16 protein-coding genes are annotated in these 19,769 nt (G+C 31.4%); 6 read left to right on the top strand and 10 right to left on the bottom strand.

What is annotated here, in order from left to right; all coding sequences use genetic code 11:
- The first annotated feature begins 74 nt into the window (after window positions 1-74).
- A complete protein-coding gene (locus P8H50_RS04480; protein WP_300206034.1) occupies window positions 75-2,933 on the top strand; it encodes a TonB-dependent receptor in 2,859 nt (952 codons plus the stop codon).
- Window positions 2,934-3,009: 76 nt separating this feature from the next.
- On the opposite strand, the gene P8H50_RS04475 is transcribed toward P8H50_RS04480, so the two are convergent.
- A complete protein-coding gene (locus tag P8H50_RS04475; RefSeq protein WP_300206032.1) occupies window positions 3,010-3,363 on the bottom strand; it encodes a nicotinic acid mononucleotide adenyltransferase in 354 nt (117 codons plus the stop codon).
- 280 nt (window positions 3,364-3,643) lie between these two features.
- Here P8H50_RS04475 and P8H50_RS04470 point away from each other — a divergent pair, with 280 nt between their 5' ends.
- A complete protein-coding gene (locus P8H50_RS04470) occupies window positions 3,644-5,938 on the top strand; it encodes an inorganic phosphate transporter (protein ID WP_300206030.1) in 2,295 nt (764 codons plus the stop codon).
- Window positions 5,939-6,002: 64 nt separating this feature from the next.
- Here the strand turns inward: P8H50_RS04470 and chrA are convergent, their stop codons facing one another.
- The 3 genes from chrA to P8H50_RS04455 all read right to left on the bottom strand — a co-directional run bounded on the left by chrA (window position 6,003) and on the right by P8H50_RS04455 (window position 10,908).
- The gene (gene chrA, locus P8H50_RS04465; RefSeq protein WP_300206028.1) at window positions 6,003-7,130 is read right to left on the bottom strand and encodes a chromate efflux transporter; all 1,128 of its coding nucleotides are present in this window, start codon (window positions 7,128-7,130) and stop codon (window positions 6,003-6,005) included.
- Window positions 7,131-7,215: 85 nt separating this feature from the next.
- Window positions 7,216-9,702 (bottom strand): ribonucleoside-diphosphate reductase subunit alpha, encoded by a 2,487-nt coding sequence (locus P8H50_RS04460; RefSeq protein ID WP_300206026.1) that lies wholly within the window; start codon window positions 9,700-9,702, stop codon window positions 7,216-7,218.
- A gap of 222 nt (window positions 9,703-9,924) precedes the next feature.
- A complete protein-coding gene (locus tag P8H50_RS04455; protein ID WP_300206024.1) occupies window positions 9,925-10,908 on the bottom strand; it encodes a ribonucleotide-diphosphate reductase subunit beta in 984 nt (327 codons plus the stop codon).
- A 455-nt stretch (window positions 10,909-11,363) separates the two neighbouring features.
- Between P8H50_RS04455 and P8H50_RS04450 the strand changes: the two genes are divergently transcribed.
- Window positions 11,364-11,588, top strand: a complete 225-nt coding sequence (locus P8H50_RS04450; protein WP_300206022.1) for a hypothetical protein — start codon at window positions 11,364-11,366, stop codon at window positions 11,586-11,588.
- Between the two features lie 3 nt (window positions 11,589-11,591).
- Here the strand turns inward: P8H50_RS04450 and P8H50_RS04445 are convergent, their stop codons facing one another.
- Window positions 11,592-12,158: a DUF3109 family protein gene (locus P8H50_RS04445; RefSeq protein ID WP_300206020.1), complete on the bottom strand. Its 567-nt coding sequence runs from the start codon at window positions 12,156-12,158 to the stop codon at window positions 11,592-11,594.
- A 148-nt stretch (window positions 12,159-12,306) separates the two neighbouring features.
- Between P8H50_RS04445 and P8H50_RS04440 the strand changes: the two genes are divergently transcribed.
- The 3 genes from P8H50_RS04440 to P8H50_RS04430 all read left to right on the top strand — a co-directional run bounded on the left by P8H50_RS04440 (window position 12,307) and on the right by P8H50_RS04430 (window position 13,770).
- The gene (locus P8H50_RS04440; protein WP_300206018.1) at window positions 12,307-12,888 is read left to right on the top strand and encodes a MarC family protein; all 582 of its coding nucleotides are present in this window, start codon (window positions 12,307-12,309) and stop codon (window positions 12,886-12,888) included.
- A gap of 81 nt (window positions 12,889-12,969) precedes the next feature.
- Window positions 12,970-13,167, top strand: a complete 198-nt coding sequence (locus P8H50_RS04435) for a hypothetical protein (protein ID WP_300206016.1) — start codon at window positions 12,970-12,972, stop codon at window positions 13,165-13,167.
- Complete coding sequence (locus tag P8H50_RS04430) at window positions 13,168-13,770, top strand: FAD-dependent oxidoreductase (protein ID WP_300206014.1); 603 nt, start codon at window positions 13,168-13,170, stop codon at window positions 13,768-13,770. It begins immediately after the preceding gene.
- On the opposite strand, the gene P8H50_RS04425 is transcribed toward P8H50_RS04430, so the two are convergent.
- The 5 genes from P8H50_RS04425 to P8H50_RS04405 form a co-directional block, all read right to left on the bottom strand.
- A complete protein-coding gene (locus tag P8H50_RS04425) occupies window positions 13,767-15,368 on the bottom strand; it encodes a S41 family peptidase (RefSeq protein WP_300206012.1) in 1,602 nt (533 codons plus the stop codon). The genes P8H50_RS04430 and P8H50_RS04425 overlap by 4 nt on opposite strands.
- A 17-nt stretch (window positions 15,369-15,385) precedes the next feature.
- Window positions 15,386-15,817 carry a dCMP deaminase family protein gene (locus P8H50_RS04420; RefSeq protein ID WP_300206010.1) on the bottom strand — a complete coding sequence of 144 codons (432 nt, stop codon included), beginning with the start codon at window positions 15,815-15,817 and terminating at the stop codon, window positions 15,386-15,388.
- A 209-nt stretch (window positions 15,818-16,026) separates the two neighbouring features.
- Complete coding sequence (locus P8H50_RS04415) at window positions 16,027-16,617, bottom strand: HupE/UreJ family protein (protein ID WP_300206008.1); 591 nt, start codon at window positions 16,615-16,617, stop codon at window positions 16,027-16,029.
- A gap of 487 nt (window positions 16,618-17,104) precedes the next feature.
- Window positions 17,105-19,153 carry an N-6 DNA methylase gene (locus P8H50_RS04410; protein WP_300206006.1) on the bottom strand — a complete coding sequence of 683 codons (2,049 nt, stop codon included), beginning with the start codon at window positions 19,151-19,153 and terminating at the stop codon, window positions 17,105-17,107.
- A 50-nt stretch (window positions 19,154-19,203) separates the two neighbouring features.
- Window positions 19,204-19,536 carry a hypothetical protein gene (locus tag P8H50_RS04405; protein WP_300206004.1) on the bottom strand — a complete coding sequence of 111 codons (333 nt, stop codon included), beginning with the start codon at window positions 19,534-19,536 and terminating at the stop codon, window positions 19,204-19,206.
- Window positions 19,537-19,769 lie beyond the last annotated feature (233 nt).

The raw sequence follows: 19,769 nt of genomic DNA, 5'->3' as shown, positions 1-19,769 counted from the left end.
CCCATAAAAACAAAGACTGCTCATAACCTATAACTATGGGTTTGAGCAGTCTTTGTATTAATTAATTACTAAAAATGAAAAAAATAACAAAAATACTTTCATTAATTGTATTCTTTATAACTGCAATTGGATTTTCTCAAACAGGAATAGTAGCTGGAAAGGTAATCGATGGTGAATATAATGATGTATTACCTTTTGCCAATATTTTAGTAAAAGGAACTACTAGTGGTACAACTTCAGATTTTGATGGAAAGTATGAGCTTGAATTAGATCCTGGGACCTATACACTAGTATTTTCTTTCGTTGGCTATCAAACTATCGAAATTAGTGATGTTATCATTACAGTAGATAACGTTACAGATCTAGAAGTAACTTTAAATGCATCAGAAAACGCACTAGAAGAAGTAGTTTTAACAACTACTACTAGACGTAATACTGAAAATGCTTTATTAAACGTACAAATGAAATCTGTAACCATGTTAGATGGGCTTTCTTCACAAAGCATAAAAAAAATTGGTGCTGGCGATATTGCTGCTGCTGTAAAAAGTGTTCCTGGTGTATCTGTTCAAGGTGGTAAATATGTATATGTTAGAGGTCTTGGTGATCGTTATACTAAATCTATTTTAAATGGTGTTGACATTCCTGGTTTAGATCCAGATAGAAACACTATCCCAATGGACATTTTTCCAACTAATATTATAGATAATGTAATTGTATTAAAATCTGCATCGGCCGAATATCCAGCAGACTTTACTGGTGGAATTGTAAATGTAGTAACAAAAGATTTTCCTACAAAGGCAGAATATTCAATTTCTTTAGGAACAGGCTATAACCCTAATATGCACTTTAAAGATAACTACTTAAGTTACGAAGGTAGTAAAACAGATGTTTTTGGTTACGACAACGGTATGCGTAACAGAAAAATAAATAGGTACCAATCTATACCTGCTACCTTTGAAAACAAACAGCTTTTAACATCTCTTACAAAACGTTTTGAATCACAATTAGGAGCTGATATAGAAAACAGTAATAACAACTTCAATATAGGATTTACATTAGGAAACCAATATGACCTAGGCGAAACTAACAAAATTGGATATCAAGCATCATTTTCATACAAAAACAACACTACTTTTTACGAAGATAGAGTTGATGGTAATTATGAACGTAATAACACTAATAGTAATTTAATTAATGATTTAGCAATACAACGTGTTGTAGAAGGCGCTTCTGGACACAATGAAGTGTTAATGAATGGTCTTGTAGGATTAACTTTCAAAACTGAAAAATCCAAATACAAATTAACAGGTTTACACATTCAAAATGGTGAATCTTCAGCTGGGAAATTTAATTTATTAATTAGCGAAGCTGGTGCTGGATCTGGTCTTCTAGATGCTACTGCTGATGAGCTTTTATATACTCAAAGAGCCATAACTAATTTATCTTTATCTGGTAGTCATACTTTAGACAATAATTCTGATATAAATTTAGATTGGGTTTTCTCTCCTTCTTTCTCCCAAGTTTTAGATAAAGATCATAGAACAACTGCTTTAAGAATTGTAGAAAATGGAGCAGATATTCAATATGAAATAGATCCTAGCTCAGTTGGTAACCCAACACGTATATGGAGAAATTTATCTGAAGAAAGCTGGGTAGCAAATGCTAAAATTGAAAAAAAATATGAGCTATTTAATAAGCCCGCTAAATTAAAATTTGGTGGTGGTTTTACTTTTAAATATCGTGATTTTAATACAGATCAATACTTATTTGAAACAACTTCTCCTATTGTTACTAATGGAGATGTAAATACTATTTTAGCTGAAGAAAATATATGGACAACTACAACTGGTGATGGTACTTACTTAGACTCAAATAACATCTTCCAACCAGAAAACTCTTACGAAGGAGAATCTAATGTGGCATCAATGTTTGTTTCAAACGAATTTAATGCTAGTGAAAAGCTTAAAGTTGTATTAGGATTAAGAACAGAACAATTTTCTATGTTCTATACTGGAATAAGCGCTGGTGAAGCTGTAATTGGAGAAAAAACTATTGATAAATTCGATTTCTTTCCTTCTGCAAACTTAATTTATGCTTTAAAGGAAAAGACTAATTTAAGAGCATCCTACTCTCGTACTACTGCAAGACCTTCTTTTAAAGAAGCTTCCAATGCACAAATTTTTGATCCTTTAACTAACCGATTTTTTATTGGTGGTTTAAATAATAATACATTCGAAACGGTAAGACCAACTTATATTAATAACTTTGACGTACGATATGAAATCTTTAGAGAGAAAGGCCAGATGATAGCAGTTAGTGGCTTTTATAAAGATTTTAAAGATCCCTTAGAGTTAACATTCTTTCCGCAAGCATCAAGACAATTAACAGTTGCAAACTTAGGAAATGCTCAAGTTATTGGTGGCGAGGTTGAATTTAGACAAAACTTAGGTTTCTTATTAAATTCATTAGAAAACTTTAAATTTAATGCTAATGTTTCGGTTATAGATTCTAAATTAACAATGACCGAACAAGAATTCAATTTAAGAACTGCAAATGCTAGAGTTGGTGAATCTGTTGACGATACACGTCAACTCCAAGGACAATCGCCATTTTTAATTAATGCTGGTTTAGACTACTCAAATGATGAGAAAGGTTTTAGAGCTGGTTTATTTTACAATGTACAAGGAAAAACATTAGAAGTTGTTGGTAACGGTTTTGTACCAGATGTTTATACACAACCTTTCCATAGTCTAAATTTCACATTAAATAAAACCTTTGGTGAGAACAAAAAGTCTGCTATCGATATAAAAGTTAATAATATTTTGGGAGACGAAAGAGAAAGCTTTTATGAAGCTTTTGGTGCTCAAGACCAAACATTCTCTTTAAGAAACCCAGGAACAGAATTTTCTTTAGGATATAGTTATAAATTTTGATTTAGTCTCATATTTATTTAACAAAAAACGCTTAGAAAATTTCTAAGCGTTTTTTTATTTTTTTGTATCTGTATAACTAGTTGCTATCTGCAATACTGTTTTTATTTTGCCATTCATTTATACTAGCAACTGCATTATTGCTATAATCAACTTCTTTTAAAGAATTAGCATTCCAAAAAAACCATTTACCCACTTTAACACCATTGTCGTAATTTCCTACTGTAACTTTATTTCCTTGGTTATCATAGCTCGTCCAAGTGCCTTGTAATTTATTGGCTTTATTAAACATACCTTTTTGGGATATTTCTCCATTATCATGGTAGAAAGTAGCTTCTGTTTGGTTACCTTGTTTTTCGAATTTAGGCTTAATTTCTTGTGCAAATGTCACTGCAACTGCTAGTAACATTAAAATTGATAGTATCTTTTTCATTTGTTTTGGGTTTTACTTAATATTTACATAACAAATATATAAATTTATTTACATTAAACAAACGTTTACATAACATTAAATTAACATTGACTATTCAAAGCCCTGATTTACAGAGTGTTATTTTTAAAAAAAATAAAAAAAAGTTTTAAAAACATAACTTGTTAATTATTTAAAAAGTAGTAACTATTAAAAAGGGAAAAGAAGTAATAGAACATAACATTAAATTAACACTACGTTCAAATTAAAAGATGAAATTTGTTCTTCTAATTAGACATAACTAATGGATAATATTTATTTGTATATGATTATTGCTTTGGCTCTTTTAGCCATTGCAGATCTTGTTGTAGGTGTTAGTAATGATGCTGTAAATTTTCTTAATTCGGCTATTGGCTCAAAGGCAGTTTCCTTTAAAACAATAATGATTGTTGCTAGTATAGGTGTAGCAACAGGCGCAATATTCTCAAGTGGCTTAATGGAAGTTGCTCGAAAGGGTATTTTTAATCCTAGTGAGTTTATGTTCAGTGAAATCATGATCATTTTTATGGCTGTCATGATTACAGATATTTTGCTACTAGATTTCTTTAACTCAGTTGGAATGCCAACTTCTACTACAGTTTCTATTGTTTTTGAATTACTAGGAGCAGCTGTTGCAATGGCTGTAATTAAAATATTATCTAACCACGATAGCCTTTCTACTTTAGTAAATTATATTAACACAGATACCGCTACCAAAATAATAGTAGGTATATTACTCTCTGTAGTAATAGCGTTTAGTATTGGAGCCTTTGTACAATGGATAACACGTTTACTTTTGTCTTATAATTTTCAAAACAAATCAAGTTGGGTAGGCGCATTATTCGGAGGTATTGCTTTAACTGGTTTAACTTATTTTATTTTTATAAAAGGCATAAAAGGCACACCATATGCCGACGAAACTTTTTCTTTCACTAATGGATTGACCATTAAAAATTATTTAGAAACAAGTGTAGTTAATATTGTTAGTATTAGTTTAATTATTTGCACATTACTATCTTACTTGTTTACTGCTGTTTTTAAAATTAATATTTACAAGATTATTATACTTGTTGGAACCTTTGCTCTAGCCTTAGCTTTCGCAGGTAATGATTTGGTTAACTTTATTGGTGTACCTATAACTGCACTTAAAACTTATGAATTTTGGCAAAACTCTGGTATTGCAGCAGATGCATTACGAATGGATTTTTTAGAAGGCAAAGTAGAAACTCCTTCTATCCTACTATTTATTGCTGGCATGATTATGGTAGCTACACTTTGGTTTTCTAGTAAAGCAAAAGATGTTGTAAAAACATCTATAGATTTATCAAGCCAGTCGAGTACTAAAGAACGATTTAAGCCTAATTTTTTGTCACGCATCTTTGTTCGTGTTGCCGTTTTAGCTTCCCAAGCTACTGCTTATCTACTGCCAGATTTGTGGCAAGCTAAAATTGAAAAACAATTTATACAACCTGAGATTGCTTTATCTGTTAAAGAAGAAGATATTCCTGCTTTTGACATGCTTCGCGCAGCAATAAATTTAATGGTTGCCGCTGTTTTAATTTCAATTGCTACTTCAATGGGTTTACCACTTTCTACAACTTATGTGACTTTTATGGTTGCCATGGGAACCTCACTAGCAGATCGAGCTTGGGGAGCAGAAAGTGCCGTTTACCGTGTAGCAGGTGTTATTAATGTTATTGGAGGTTGGTTCTTTACCGCTTTTATTGCATTTACTGCTGCTGGATTAATAGCTTTTTTACTAAACCTAAATTTAACAATAATGTTTCCTTTGCTTTTGTTATTGGCATTTGGATTATTAGTAAGAAATTATATAGCCCATAATAATAAATCCAAAGCGTTTATTGCAGAAGATCGTTTGGTTAAAGCTGAAAGCAGTTCTGTACAAGGTGTAATTCATGAAAGCGCATCAAATATTGCCAATGTAATAAAACGTGGTAATCGAATTTATACTAATGCCATAAATGGTCTGGCTAAACAAGACTTAAGTTCACTTAAAAAGAATAAAAAACAGGTAGCAAAATTATCTGAAGAAGTAGATGAACTTAGAGATAATATTTTCTATTTCATTAAAAACTTAGACGAATCTAGTCTGGAGGCTAGTAACTTTTATATAAATATATTAGGTTACCTGCAAGACATGATACAATCTTTAGAATATATCTCAAGAACGAGTCATAAACATATCAATAACAACCATAAAAATCTTAAGTTTAGTCAAATAAAAGAGCTAAAAGAAGTTGATGATGCATTAGAAATTTTATTCAATGATACTAAAATAGCTTTCGATTCCCGCTCTTTTGAACAAATTGGAGGCATAATTAACCGTAAAAAGGAGATGTTAGATTTAGTTACTTCTAAAATTACTAGACAAGTTGAGAGAACAAGAACAGAAGAATCTAGTCCAAAAAATACAACATTATACTTTAGTTTATTATTAGAAACTAAAGATTTACTATCTGCTACAATGAACCTTTTAGAAGAGTATTATGGCTCTCATGACAGCTCTGTAGAACCTGCAACTATTTCTGAAACAGAATAATAAATCACATCTTTATATATTTAAAAAAAGCCACCAAACATCTGGTGGCTTTTTTATTTTTTAATTATAAGAATTCTAGTAAAATATAGCCTAAAATTGAGCCTATAATAATAACCCAAATAGGACTTATTTTTGTTTTAAAAACCAATAAAGCTGCGCCTAAGGCAATAACAACAGCTTTCCAACCTAAAACTGTTTCTTTGGTCATAACAATTAATACCGCTAGCATAACTGCAACTGCAGCTACATTAACAGCATCTAGAAAGTAACGTAACAACTTAGAATTGCGCATTTTTGGGATGAATGGATTTAATATTAACACAAATAAAAACGACGGTAAAAAAATACCAGAAGTTGCAGCCAAAGCGCCTGGAAATCCAGATAATTGATACCCAATAAATGTAGAGGTTGATAAAACTGGTCCTGGTGTAAATTGACCCACTGCAATGGCATCTATTAGTTCTACTCTAGTTAACCAACCTCTGGTTACAAGTTCGGCATCTAAATAGGCAAATAACACATAACCACTACCATATAAAATAGCACCTACTTTTAAAAACACCCAGAATACATTTAAAGCCGTTATTTTAGTTAAAGTAAAGCCTAATGTAGAGCTTAACAATAAAGGCGAAAAACCATTTAAAGAACCTCTAGCCTTACCTTTAAAATAAAAATATAACATGCCTAATACACCAGCCGATAAAAGTGCTACAACCTCATTTACACCCAACAAACTTGCAGTTAAAACTAGTATTCCTATTATGGTAAGCTCTATTGTTTTTACTGCCTTCTTTCCTAACTTTAATACAGCAGATGCTATAATCGCTAAAACAGCTGGTTTTATTCCAAATACAAATGGCTCTACTTGTGGCAACGTTCCGTATTTTACATACAAATAGGCTAAAACTGCTGTTATAAGTGTAGCAGGAATAATAAAAGCAATTCCAGCTACAAAAAGGCCTGTTTTACCTGCACATTCATAGCCACAATGCATGGTCATTTCGGTAGAATTTGGACCAGGAATTAAATTTGTTGTGCCAATGAGATCTAAAAAATAGTCACGCGTCATCCATTTACGCTTAGTGACGACCTCAACTTCCATCATTGCAATGTGTGCTGCTGGACCTCCAAAGGCAAAACAGCCTAGTTTAAAAAAGACTAATGCTACTTCTTTTAGCTTTTTTGCTTGCATTTTTTTTACTTAGAATATACTTAAATAAAAAAAAAGTACTCTTTTCAGAGTACTTTTTTAACACTTGATTGGTTATTTGTAACTTTTATGAACCACACATTAAGCAGTCATCACCTTCAGCTTCTTTTGCTTGTGCAATTAGAGCTTTCATTTCTTCGGCAGACATTGGTGTGCCTTCTGGTTTTTCAGCAGTTTGTTTAGCAAACTTATCAGCTGTTTTTAGTGCTTGCTGTTGTTTTTGCACAACGTTTTCAGGTGCTACAGACTCTTCTGCAACCACTTCTGCAATTGGCTCTGCTTTTGCAACTCTAGAAATAGTGACTTTTTTGGCATCTACAGCACTCTTAGTACGTAAGTAGTACATTCCAGTTTTTAGGCCACTTTTCCAAGCATAAAAATGCATAGAGGTTAATTTCGCCATAGTTGCACCTTCCATAAATAGGTTAAGGGATTGCGACTGGTCTATAAAATAACCACGTTGGCGAGACATATCTATAATATCTTTCATAGAAAGCTCCCATACTGTTTTATATAGCTCTTTAATATCTTGAGGAATATTCTCTACATCTTGTATAGAACCATTAGCACGCATAATTTCGTTCTTTAAATCCTCGTTCCAAAGACCTAAATCTACTAAGTCTTCCAGTAAATGTTTGTTTACAACAATAAACTCTCCCGATAATACACGACGTGTATAAATGTTAGATGTATAGGGCTCGAAACATTCGTTGTTTCCTAATATTTGAGACGTAGAAGCTGTAGGCATTGGTGCAACTAGTAACGAGTTACGAACACCATTTTTAAGTACTTCTTTACGCAATTTGTCCCAATCCCAACGACCACTTAAAGTGTCTTCTTCAATATTCCATAAATTATGTTGGAATTCTCCTCTACTTATTGGAGAACCTTCATACGTTTGGTATGGTCCATCTATTTTTGCCTCTTCCATACTTGCTGTTACTGCTGCATAGTAAAGTGTTTCAAAAATATCTTGATTTAATTGTTTTGCTTCATCGCTTGTAAAAGGTAATCTTAATTTAATGAATGTATCTGCTAAACCTTGTACTCCTAAACCTACTGGTCTGTGTCTAAAATTAGAATTTTCTGCTTCTTTTACTGGATAGTAATTTCTATCGATAACTTTATTTAAATTCTTTGTTACACGTTTTGTAATTCTGAATAATTCTTTGTGATCAAATTCTCCATTCTTAACAAACATTGGTAATGCTATAGAGGCTAAATTACAAACAGCAACTTCGTCTGCTGATGTGTACTCCATAATCTCTGTACATAAATTTGAAGAACGAATAGTCCCTAAATTTTTCTGATTAGATTTACGGTTTGCTGCATCTTTGTACAACATATATGGTGTACCTGTTTCTATTTGAGATTCTGCAATTTTCTCCCAAAGTTCACGTGCTTTAATCGTTTTACGTCCTTTACCTTCAGCTTCATATTTAGTGTAAAGTGCGTTAAACTCTTCAGAGTGCACATCGCATAAACCAGGACATTCGTTAGGGCACATTAGTGTCCAATCTCCATCTTCTTGTACGCGTTCCATGAATAAATCTGGCATCCACATGGCATAGAATAAATCACGAGCTCGTAACTCTTCGGCTCCATGATTCTTTTTTAAATCTAAAAAATGAAAAATATCTGCATGCCAAGGCTCTATGTACATAGCAAAACTTCCTTTACGTTTTCCGCCTCCTTGATCTACATATCTTGCTGTATCATTAAATACTTTTAGCATTGGTACAATACCATTACTTGTTCCGTTTGTTCCTGCAATATAACTTCCTGTTGCACGCACATTATGTATAGATAAACCTATTCCTCCTGCAGATTGCGAAATTTTAGCTGTTTGCTTTAATGTATCATATATACCATCTATACTATCGTCTTTCATTGTTAATAAAAAACAAGATGACATTTGTGGCTTTGGTGTACCAGAATTAAAAAGTGTTGGTGTTGCGTGTGTAAAATACTTTTTAGACATTAACTCGTATGTTTCGAGAGCAGCTTCTAAATCGTTAGCATGAATACCAATAGATACTCTCATTAACATATGCTGTGGACGTTCTGCAATTTGCCCATTCAATTTTAAAAGGTATGAACGTTCTAAAGTTTTAAAGCCAAAATAATCGTAACCAAAATCACGATTATAAATAATTGCAGAGTCTAACTTCTCTTTATTATCCATGATAACGTTGTATACCTCATCACTTAATAAAGGTGCTTTTTTTCCTGTTCTAGGATTAACGTAAGTGTATAAATCTGTCATGACTTCACTAAACGTTTTCTTGGTGTTTTTGTGTAAGTTTGAGACCGAAATACGTGCTGCTAGACGCGCATAATCTGGGTGAGCAGTGGTCATGGTTGCGGCTTGTTCTGCTGCCAAATTATCTAATTCGCTAGTAGTTACACCATCATACAAGCCGTCGATTACTCGCATTGCTACTTTAATTGGATCTACAAGTTCATTTAGTCCGTAACATAATTTACGCACTCTAGCTGTAATTTTGTCGAACATTATTGGCTCTTTTCTACCGTCTCTTTTTAATACAAACATACTTTACACTTTTTTTAGGTTTTTTCTGAAAACACCATTTCTCAGAAAAAGAAATTAATTGATTACTTAAAAATCAGTAACAAACTGATTAATAGCGCATTATTTTTTTAACTTTTTATTGTGATATTAAAATTGGCAGTTTTTGTCTACTCTGAAGCACTAGTTGCGACTGAAAACATAAAACCAATTAAAATAACTTTATTCTTTCTTTATAATTTGATTCTAGAAATCATCTGAACCAAAATCGTATTTATTTCCTTCTTCTTCTTTGTTGAGAACACCAGCTTTTTGGTATTCGGAAACACGTTTTTCGAAGAAGTTAGTTTTACCTTGAAGCGAAATCATATCCATGAAATCGAAAGGATTTGCTGTACCATACTCTTTTTCACATCCTAAATCCTGAAGTAAACCATCGGTTACAAACTCAAGATATTGTGACATTAATTTAGAATTCATCCCAATTAAACTTGCAGGAAGAGACTCTGTAATAAACTCTCTTTCAATATTAAGAGCATCTACAATTATTTCTCTTATACGCTCTTTAGACACTTTGTTTACTAAGTGATGCTCGTGTAAGTGAACTGCAAAATCACAGTGCATGCCTTCATCACGAGAAATTAACTCGTTAGAAAATGTTAATCCTGGCATTAAGCCACGTTTTTTTAACCAAAATATTGAACAAAACGAACCTGAAAAGAAAATACCTTCTACAGCTGCAAATGCAATAAGACGCTCGGCAAAACTAGGAGACTCAATCCATTTAAGAGCCCAATCTGCTTTCTTTTTAATTGCTGGAAATGTTTCTATAGCATTAAATAGTCCTGCTTTTTCTTTTTCATCTTTTACATAAGTATCTATTAAAAGAGAATAGGTTTCACTATGTATGTTTTCCATCATAATTTGGAAACCATAGAAAAATTTAGCTTCGGTATATTGTACTTCACTTACAAAATTTTCTGCCAAATTCTCGTTTACAATACCATCACTTGCAGCAAAGAATGCTAACACATGCTTAATAAAATAACGTTCATCATCATTAAGTTTTTGTGTCCAATCTGTAAGATCTTGATGCAAATCTATCTCTTCTGCAGTCCACATACTAGCTTCCGATTTTTTATACCATTCCCATAAATCATGGTGTTGAATAGGAAAAATTACAAATCTATCTTTATTTTCTTGTAAAATTGGCTCTACAGCTTGAGACATAATATTGTGGTTTTTATTATAAAATTTAAACGAAAAATTGGTTATTCTTGGGACTAACAAAGATTGAAATAAATCTATAATTTTAATAGGTGGTTTGACGTAAATCTTTTCAAAGTTTTTAACATTGATTGTTGAAATGTATGTCTACAAGTGGGTTTTATTGGGCTTTTGGATTATTACTTTTTTCATAAAAATTTTTAGTGCTTTTTTTTAGGTAAGACATAAAATAAACACTAAGTCTTTTTATTAGCATTACTATTTAAAACCTTGATTTAGAGCAAAAAGAAATGCTAAAAAACAAAAATGAGCAACGCAGTGCGTTGCTCATTTTATGTGGTAGACTAATAGCGTAATCTTTAAAAGCGATTGATATTATAAATCGCTTAACCGTTTTAAACTAACTAAAACTTATCTTCTATAAAGATAGATACTAAATTTAAAAACGAAACATAAAAATGTATAATTGGTTAGCTTCTGCAAAAATTAAAGAAAACAAACTACTTAAAAGAAAGTCTGTTGGTATAGATTTAACAAAACAGCGTCTAGAGAATTTTTCTAAAAATTACACCAATTGTTATAGGCTAACTATTGAGGATTTGTATAATGAAAATGTAGCTATTGGTACTAAAGTTACCATAGATATTCCAATAAAAGAAACCTACACATTAAAAACAGCTTAGCAATTATTGCATTGTTCTAGCCACTTTTTCTAATTCGGAATACCAATCTTCACCAAACTTTCTAATAAGCGCCTCTTTAACAAATTTATAAACTGGTACCTGTAATTCTTTTCCTAAACTACAAGCATCATCGCAGATTTCCCATTTATCATAATTAACTGCAGAAAACTCAGTATACTCTTTTACTCGTATTGGATACAAATGGCATGAAACGGGCTTTTTCCAGCTTACTTCTCCTTGATTATAAGCTTCTTCAATGGCACATAATGCTGTATTTTTTTCATCAAAAATAACATAAGCACAATCTGCTCCATTAATTAAAGGTGTTTCTAACTCACCTAAAGCAGTAGTTATAGATGTACCTTGAGCCTCAATAGCAGCTATACTTTCTTGTCTTAAAAAAGGTTTCACTTTTGGATAAATATCTTCAAGTATTTGTGTTTCGTCTTTAGTTAAGGGAGCTCCAGCATCTCCATCTATACAACATGCGCCTTTACATGCAGATAGGTTACACACAAAATCGTTTTCTATAATAGCTTCCGAAACTATTGTTTTTCCTAATTGAAACATACGTAATTAAATCTCTAAATAAAGGACAAATATAAGACGAAAATCTTCAATTTACGTATTGTAAATTTTCGAGATAATTTAATCTTAAATTAATATTGAAAATCTCTTATTAAGAAGTACTTTTGCCGAAAATTTAAAAACAATAGTTATGCATTTTGATTTTAAAGAGATATTTACAGTATTTATGGTACTGTTTGCCGTAATAGATATTGTTGGTAATATCCCAATTATTATAGATTTACGTAAAAAAGCGGGACACATACAAAGTGAAAAAGCTTCTATTATTGCTGGAATTATTTTAATTGCTTTCTTGTTTCTAGGTAAAAGTATTTTAAACCTTATTGGTATAGATGTGAGTTCTTTTGCTGTAGCTGGCTCTTTTATATTATTCTTTATAGCTTTAGAAATGATTTTAGGCATTACATTATATAAAGATGACGATAACAGCCCATTAACTGCCTCTGTTTTTCCGCTGGCATTTCCTTTAATTGCTGGTCCTGGAAGTTTAACTACTTTGCTTTCATTAAGAGCAGAATACGAAATAGAAAACATCATTTTAGCTGTTTTAATGAATGTTATAGTTATTTATATTGTTTTAAAAACATCTCGTAGAATCGAGCGTTTAATAGGACAAAACGGTATTAGTATTATTAGAAAAGTATTTGGTGTAATACTACTTGCAATAGCTATCAAGTTATTTGCACATAACGTTAAAATTCTTTTTGCTTAACTTTGCAACAATTAACAAAACTGTTAAACTTATAGGTTACTATAATTATTAACTAACGGTTGATAAAATAGATATAACAACATGAAAATTTTTACACTAATACTTAACATTATAGCAATTGGTTTAATAATTTATAACGCTAGAAAACTTGATTTTGAAGGTCTTCTTGAAGGCGAGAGCATGATAGCAATTATTACAATAGTTTCTGCACTTTGCGCAATATTATTACTTCAAATTTTAAGAATTTCAAAAAAAATTGAAGAAAAGAGCAAAAATTAAATGTTAGATGCCTTAATTATTGGTGGAGGAGCTGCTGGATTATCTTGTGCTTTAGTTTTAGGTTCAGGCCTTAAAAAACCTTTTGCAAAGGATAAAAAAGTAGCAATAATTACGCACCAAAAAGCATCTCATCTACAAAATGCTTTATTTAATAATGTTTTAGGCTTGAAGCCTGGCACTTTAGGTAAAGATCTTTTAAGTGATGGGAAACTACAATTAGAGCGTTTATATCCTGAAATTACCCAAATAGAAAAGGAAAAGGTCTCTGAAATCACTAAAATTGGAGACTATTTTTTAGTGTCTACAAATAAAAGCCAATACAAAACTAAGCTTGTTGTTGTTGCCGTTGGGTACACTAACCTTTTAACAATAAAAGGTCTAGAAGATTATGTTAAACCACACCCAAGAGCTGCCATAGAAAAGGATAGAATTTGGTTAGAAAATACAAACCATTTAATTACACATAATTTATACGTTGCTGGTACTTTAGCTGGTTGGCGCAGTCAATTTGCTATCGCTTCTGGAAGTGGAGCACACGTAGCTACAGATATTTTAACGTTATGGAATAACGGAACGCATACTAAAGTACACGATAAAATTTAATTTGTAAAGTCTTTATTTAAACTCAAATGTATCACTTCATTTACCATTGTATCTTTTTGGTTAATGACCTCTTCAAAAGCTCCAGTGCCAAAAAGCTGATTGGCAAGTGCAGCTTTTATATATTGTTTTACTTCTTCTTTGTAGGTAATAAAAACAATACTCGTTTTTCTTTTTACATTTAAATACTTTTGAAACTCTTCTACAACTTGATCTGTTATTTCAAAATTAATTAAATAGTCTGCTTTAGAGAAGTCTTTAAAAACAGCTCTGTCTTTTTCTAATTGTTCGAAAGCAAAATTATTAAAATAACCTCGACGTTGTAAAAAGGTTATAGTTTCGTTTTGCATGCCTAAATCTAAGGGAACAAAAACATCAGGAATAATACCTCCTCCTCCATATACTATTTTACCTTTTGGTGTTGTAAATTTTAGAGAATCTGCAACCTCTATTTTTTCAGCATCTAACAACTCTCCACTATTTATTCTAGAATAATAGTCGTCAAAATAATCTCTATTTCCATTTTCGTAAGCGCGTTGTATAGAACGTCCTGTTGGTGTATAATACCTAGAAACGGTTAATCTAACTGCACTGCCATCTCCTAATTGCATTTCTCTTTGCACTAAGCCTTTGCCATAAGAACGACGTCCAACAATAGTACCTTTATCGTTATCTTGTAATGCTCCTGCAACAATTTCACTAGCAGATGCCGAATTTTCGTCGATTAAAACATAAACATGACCTTTCTCAAAAGAACCTCTGCGTGTTGCGTAACTATTTTCTATTTTTCCTTTTTTATTTTTTGTAAATAGAATAAGCTTATTATTTTCTAAAAATTCGTCAATAATTTTTTCAGCAACACCTAAAAAACCTCCTGGATTACCTCTTAAATCCAAAGCTATTTCTGTAGCACCTTCTTTTTTAAGCTTTGTTAATTCTTTTTTAAATTCTTTATACGTGGATTCTGCAAAACGATTTATTTTAATGTAACCAAGTGTTTCGGTTAGCATATAAGCCGCATCTACACTTACAATTGGAATGACACCACGAGTAACATTAAATTTTAGTGGTTTTGGTTCTCCTTTTCTAATAACTTCTAAAACAACATCTGTGTTTTTTGGGCCTTTTAGCTTTTTTACTAAATCTCCATTGGTGAGATCTCTACCAAAAAGCGAATCTCCATCTGCAGTAATTATTCGGTCTCCTCCCTTTAAACCAGCACGTTCGCTTGGGCCTTTTTCTATGGTTCTAATTACAGTAATAGTATCTTTATGGGTGTAAAAACTAATGCCAATACCAACAAAGTCTCCTTTCATGTTTTCGGTAACACTTTGCATATTTTCTTTAGGAATATAAACAGAATGTGGATCTAAGTTTTCTAATATTCCGTTAACTGTAACATCTACAATACTATCTGTATTAACCTCCTCTACATAGTCGTGGTCTATATAATCTATAAGCCTGTTTAGTTTGTCTTTTTTACTGTTAGAGGTAAAAAGACTATCTGCAGTATCATTAAAATCTAAAGAGCCTCCAATAAAAATACCCAAAGCAATAGCAGTTCCTAAAAGCAATGGCAAGTATTTTTTGTTTAATTTCATCTCTATAATCTAAATGTTTAAGCCGTTAAATCTTCTATTTTTTCTAACACGATTCCTGCTTTTTCTAAAAAGCGCAATCCAGAATCGTCTTTATAGCCTTCTTTATATACTACACGAACTATACCAGCTTGATGTATCAATTTGCTGCACTCCTTACATGGAGACAAAGTAATATATAATGTTGCACCTTTACAAGATTGTGTAGAAGCTGCTACTTTTAAAATAGCATTTGCTTCTGCATGTAAAACGAACCATTTTGTATAACCCTCATCATCTTCGCAATAATTCTCGAAACCTGTTGGAGTACCATTAAAACCATCACTAATAATCATACGTCCTTTTACAATAATAGCACCTACCTGCCTACGCTTACAGTGAGATAGTTTTCCCCACTCTTCTGCAATCCTTAAATAGGCTTTATCATATTTATTCTGTTTAATTTTAGTCATTTATAATTTTTACAATTTGGGCGTATTTTTAATTTAAAAAATTAAAAACCAGGCTTTCGGCAGTCGCTTTTTTTAAAAAAAATAAAAAAGAGCTTCAACAAATGTCTCAATCCTTCACGCATTTTAAGCTGTTAATTTAACGAAGATAGCGTGTTCGTATTTTAATTACAATGCTATTAATGAAGTTTTAAGATAATTTTAGGCTAAGTCTATTGTAATAGCGGACTATTTAGCAACATTGGTATTACTAAACCAACTACAATTGCAGAAACAACCATAATCCAATCGCGTTTAGTAAATCTAAAAAGCGTTTGTGTTAAGTAACCTAAAAATAGTACGATAAACACAATAATAATTTGCGCTATTTCAATACCTAAAGCAAACTCTAATAATGCTAGTAATTTGTTATCGTCTCCACCAACTAATAATTTAAACTCTCTGGCAAAACCCAAACCATGAATTAAACCAAAAAACAATGTTGTGATAAATAACAAACCTATTTTTTCTTTCTGTGCGCCTTTTCCAGAAGTAAAAACATTAAAAAGTGCCGCAATTAAAATAGACGCTGGTATAAGAAATTCTACAATATCTGCAGACACTTTAACAGCTCCATAAGTGGCTAAAATTAGAGACAATGTATGCCCTAAAGTAAACATGGATACTAATAGAAATACACGCTTCCAGTCTTTAAACATAAACGGAACCGTTAAAACAATTAAAAATAAAACATGATCGTAGGCATTAATATCTAAAACATGATTAATACCATAGTGTACGTTAAACCAAAGTTCCTCGAGCATTGTAGATTATATTTAGGATGTTGTAAAGATATAATAAAAAGTGAAAAGCATCAACTTTACAGTTCATGCTTTTCTATTTGTAATTATTGTAGGCGAACTAAACGCTTTACTGTATATAAAACCTATTGCTAACAACAATTAACGCTGCTCTACAATTGCAATTTACTTACATCGCTTCTATTGTTTTAAGTGTTCGTGAATCAAAATCAATAGAAGTTTTTGTTTATTTTTTAAGAATTTTCAACTATTTTAATTTCGTGCTAAACTCAGTAGGAGCAGCAAGTGAAGTTATTGATTTAGAAGGACCTTTAAGTCTCGACGTATGTATTTTGTTCAAGAGAACTGGCAACTTTAATAGGTAAAGATTTTAACTGATAACCTTTAATTTTTTGAAACAACTGCTTCCCATCAGCATATGGATATACATCATTCTAACAAAATTGTGGTAAGACAAGTAGGTAATCCAGAGCCAATAGCTGCATTTGACTCATATGGATATGTCTAAATAATATCTACCTATATCTTTTCCTGTATAACAATGCTCCCAATCATCTCCTTCTTTTAATTCAGATACATATGTTGATTTGTCTTTAGTTTGTAAACCAAACGTAACACTACAGAACTCTTCAATCTTTTTACATTCATCTATATTAATGGTAAAACTGGTGGATAAATTAATATTGAAAGAATGTTCAGGATCATCAATCCATTTTAATTGAGATTTACTACCCAAACTCATTAGGTGACCTTTATTACTTGAATAAATATTTATTGCCTCATTTTTAGAATTATTTTTTGATAGAATTAAAGTAGCTACATCTACACCTGCGTCAATAAAAACTGAATCTTCATAATTTATTAATTCATCAATAAAACTATTGTTTAAAATAAAGGCTCTAAGAGGTTTTATATATTTGTTTGTTAAAAAAGTATTTGGTGTAATAAATCCTAATTTGCCATTTTGAGTAATCAAATTTATTGAGTTTTCATAAAACAAGTGAAACAAATCTATTTTATAACTAGCAACTTTAAATTTTTTGTAAAAACTTAAAGTCTTTTCGTCTGTATTTGAAGGCTGACACAAAACATAAGGCGGATTCCCAATAATTACATCAAAACCACCTTTCTTTTCAAGAGATTGCTTCGTACCTCGCAATGACGTTTCTGTTGTTGGATTAAACACTTTAGGAAATTGCTCCTCCCAGTTAAAGGCTTTATCTCCTGCAACTGCTTTACTATCTATTAAAGAGTTTCCACATTTAATATTACTATTTAAATTGTTTAATTTACGTCTTGGTTGTGCTGTACGTAGCCAAAGCGATAATTTTGCTATCTCTACAGATTCTTCGTTAAGGTCTACACCATAAATATTGTTTTCAAGAATGGTGTTTTCTATATCTGGAAATTGTAAACCTCCACCTAAAACTTTAGTCTTCAACTCATCTATATAGGTGTGTTCTTTTATTAAAAAATCTAACGCTTGGTTTAAAAATGCACCAGAGCCACATGCTGGGTCGCATATAGTGAGTTGTAGTAACCAATCTCTATATTCATCTAGAATGGTTACTAATTTTGTAATGGTTGCTTTATTTCTATTCTTTCTGCCTTTAAAATATTCTTCTTCTTTAAAGCCTAGTTCGGTTTTCTTTTGGTCGCACAATTTACCAATAGTATTTTCAACTATATATTTAGTAATGTATTTTGGTGTGTAGAATACACCATCTTTTTTACGCTTGGATGTTTGCTTATCAAAATCACCACCTTCAATTTCTGCATTAACGCTTTCAATTTCGTTTAAAGAGTTTTCAAAAATGTGTCCTAAAATATTAACATCTACTTGGCTTTCAAAATCGTAGGCTGCTAATTGTTGTGTGTATTTATATAGTAATTCGTTGTCAATATCTAAACTATCTAGTAGTTTATCTTCTTTAAACAAACCACCATTATAGGCATAAATTTCGGCTCTATTGGTTGTGCCTTGTCTTCCTTGGTCTAGAAACTTAAAATATTGTTTAAAGAGGTTGTATAGTGGTCTATCGTCTCCAAAATCTACATCTGCCTTCCATTTATCTAATATTTGTTGCGTACTGTTTGGTGGTAATAAACCACGATCTTCTGCAAAGAAAATAAAGAGGTAACGGTCTATTAGTTTTTGTGATTTTTTAAAGAGTGTAAGCTTAACGTTTTTTTCTAGTTTTAGTTGTTCGGCTTTTTGTTCTTCGGTTTGTGCATCATTTGTATTGTTAGATGCTTGTGCTTTTAGTTGTTTGGCATTTCGTTTTACTAAATCTCTATATAGTTCACGCTTAAATAAAGAATAGTCTTTATAAAATTGTTTAGTAATTTGCTCTTTTTCTACTACAGATGCTTCTTTAATTTTTAAAGGTTTATTATTTATTACATTATCCTTTTGTAGGCATAAGTAAAATAAAGCGAAACGCTCTGGAGATAACTCGAATAGGTTAAACTCTAAAAACTCTGTCGCATCATTAATATAAAAGCGTAGTTTCTCGAAGTTAGAGGTTATTACATACACGCATCCTTTTTGGTTTGCTTTATAGTCGAATGCTTGTTTGCGTATGCTCTCTAAGTCTTTTGTATTTGTGCCTTTAATTCTATTACACCAATAACAATATCGTTTTTTAATATTGCACCATCTGCTTTACGTGCGTTGTTTTGGTTTTTATATTCTGCTACTAAATTAAAATCTGCTTTAGGTTTAAGCGTGTAATCTAAAATATTTACAAACAACTCGGTTAGAAATATACCTTGATATTCTTCTTCCTTAGAACTGCGAATATTATCTTGTATGGTTGGATTTAAAAAATACTTAGTATATTTTTTATAAGCTTTGGTTATAACATCGTTGTCTTGTAAACTTAAATGTTGCTTTAATACTGAGGTTTGAAATAATGACATTAATAACTGTAATTTTTTAATAAGCCTAAAATAGAAATATATTTTGGTTTTGCTTTACTGTTTCTCACATTAAAGTTTAAATGTTATTTACTTGAAGTAAGAGAATAGAAAAGCTATTATTGAAAGTGAAAATAGGAAAATATTTGTGAGATATTCGGCAATTTTTCGGCAAAAAAATAAATAAAAAAATCATAATTATTTGATTTTCAAACAATTATGATTTAGTAAAGTAC

This window comes from Lacinutrix sp. (assembly GCF_029238095.1).
In the GTDB taxonomy this organism is placed as follows: Bacteria; Bacteroidota; Bacteroidia; order Flavobacteriales; family Flavobacteriaceae; genus Lacinutrix.
The sequence above is the reverse complement of the archived record's forward strand: the minus strand, read 5'-3'. Positions and strand labels throughout refer to the sequence as shown.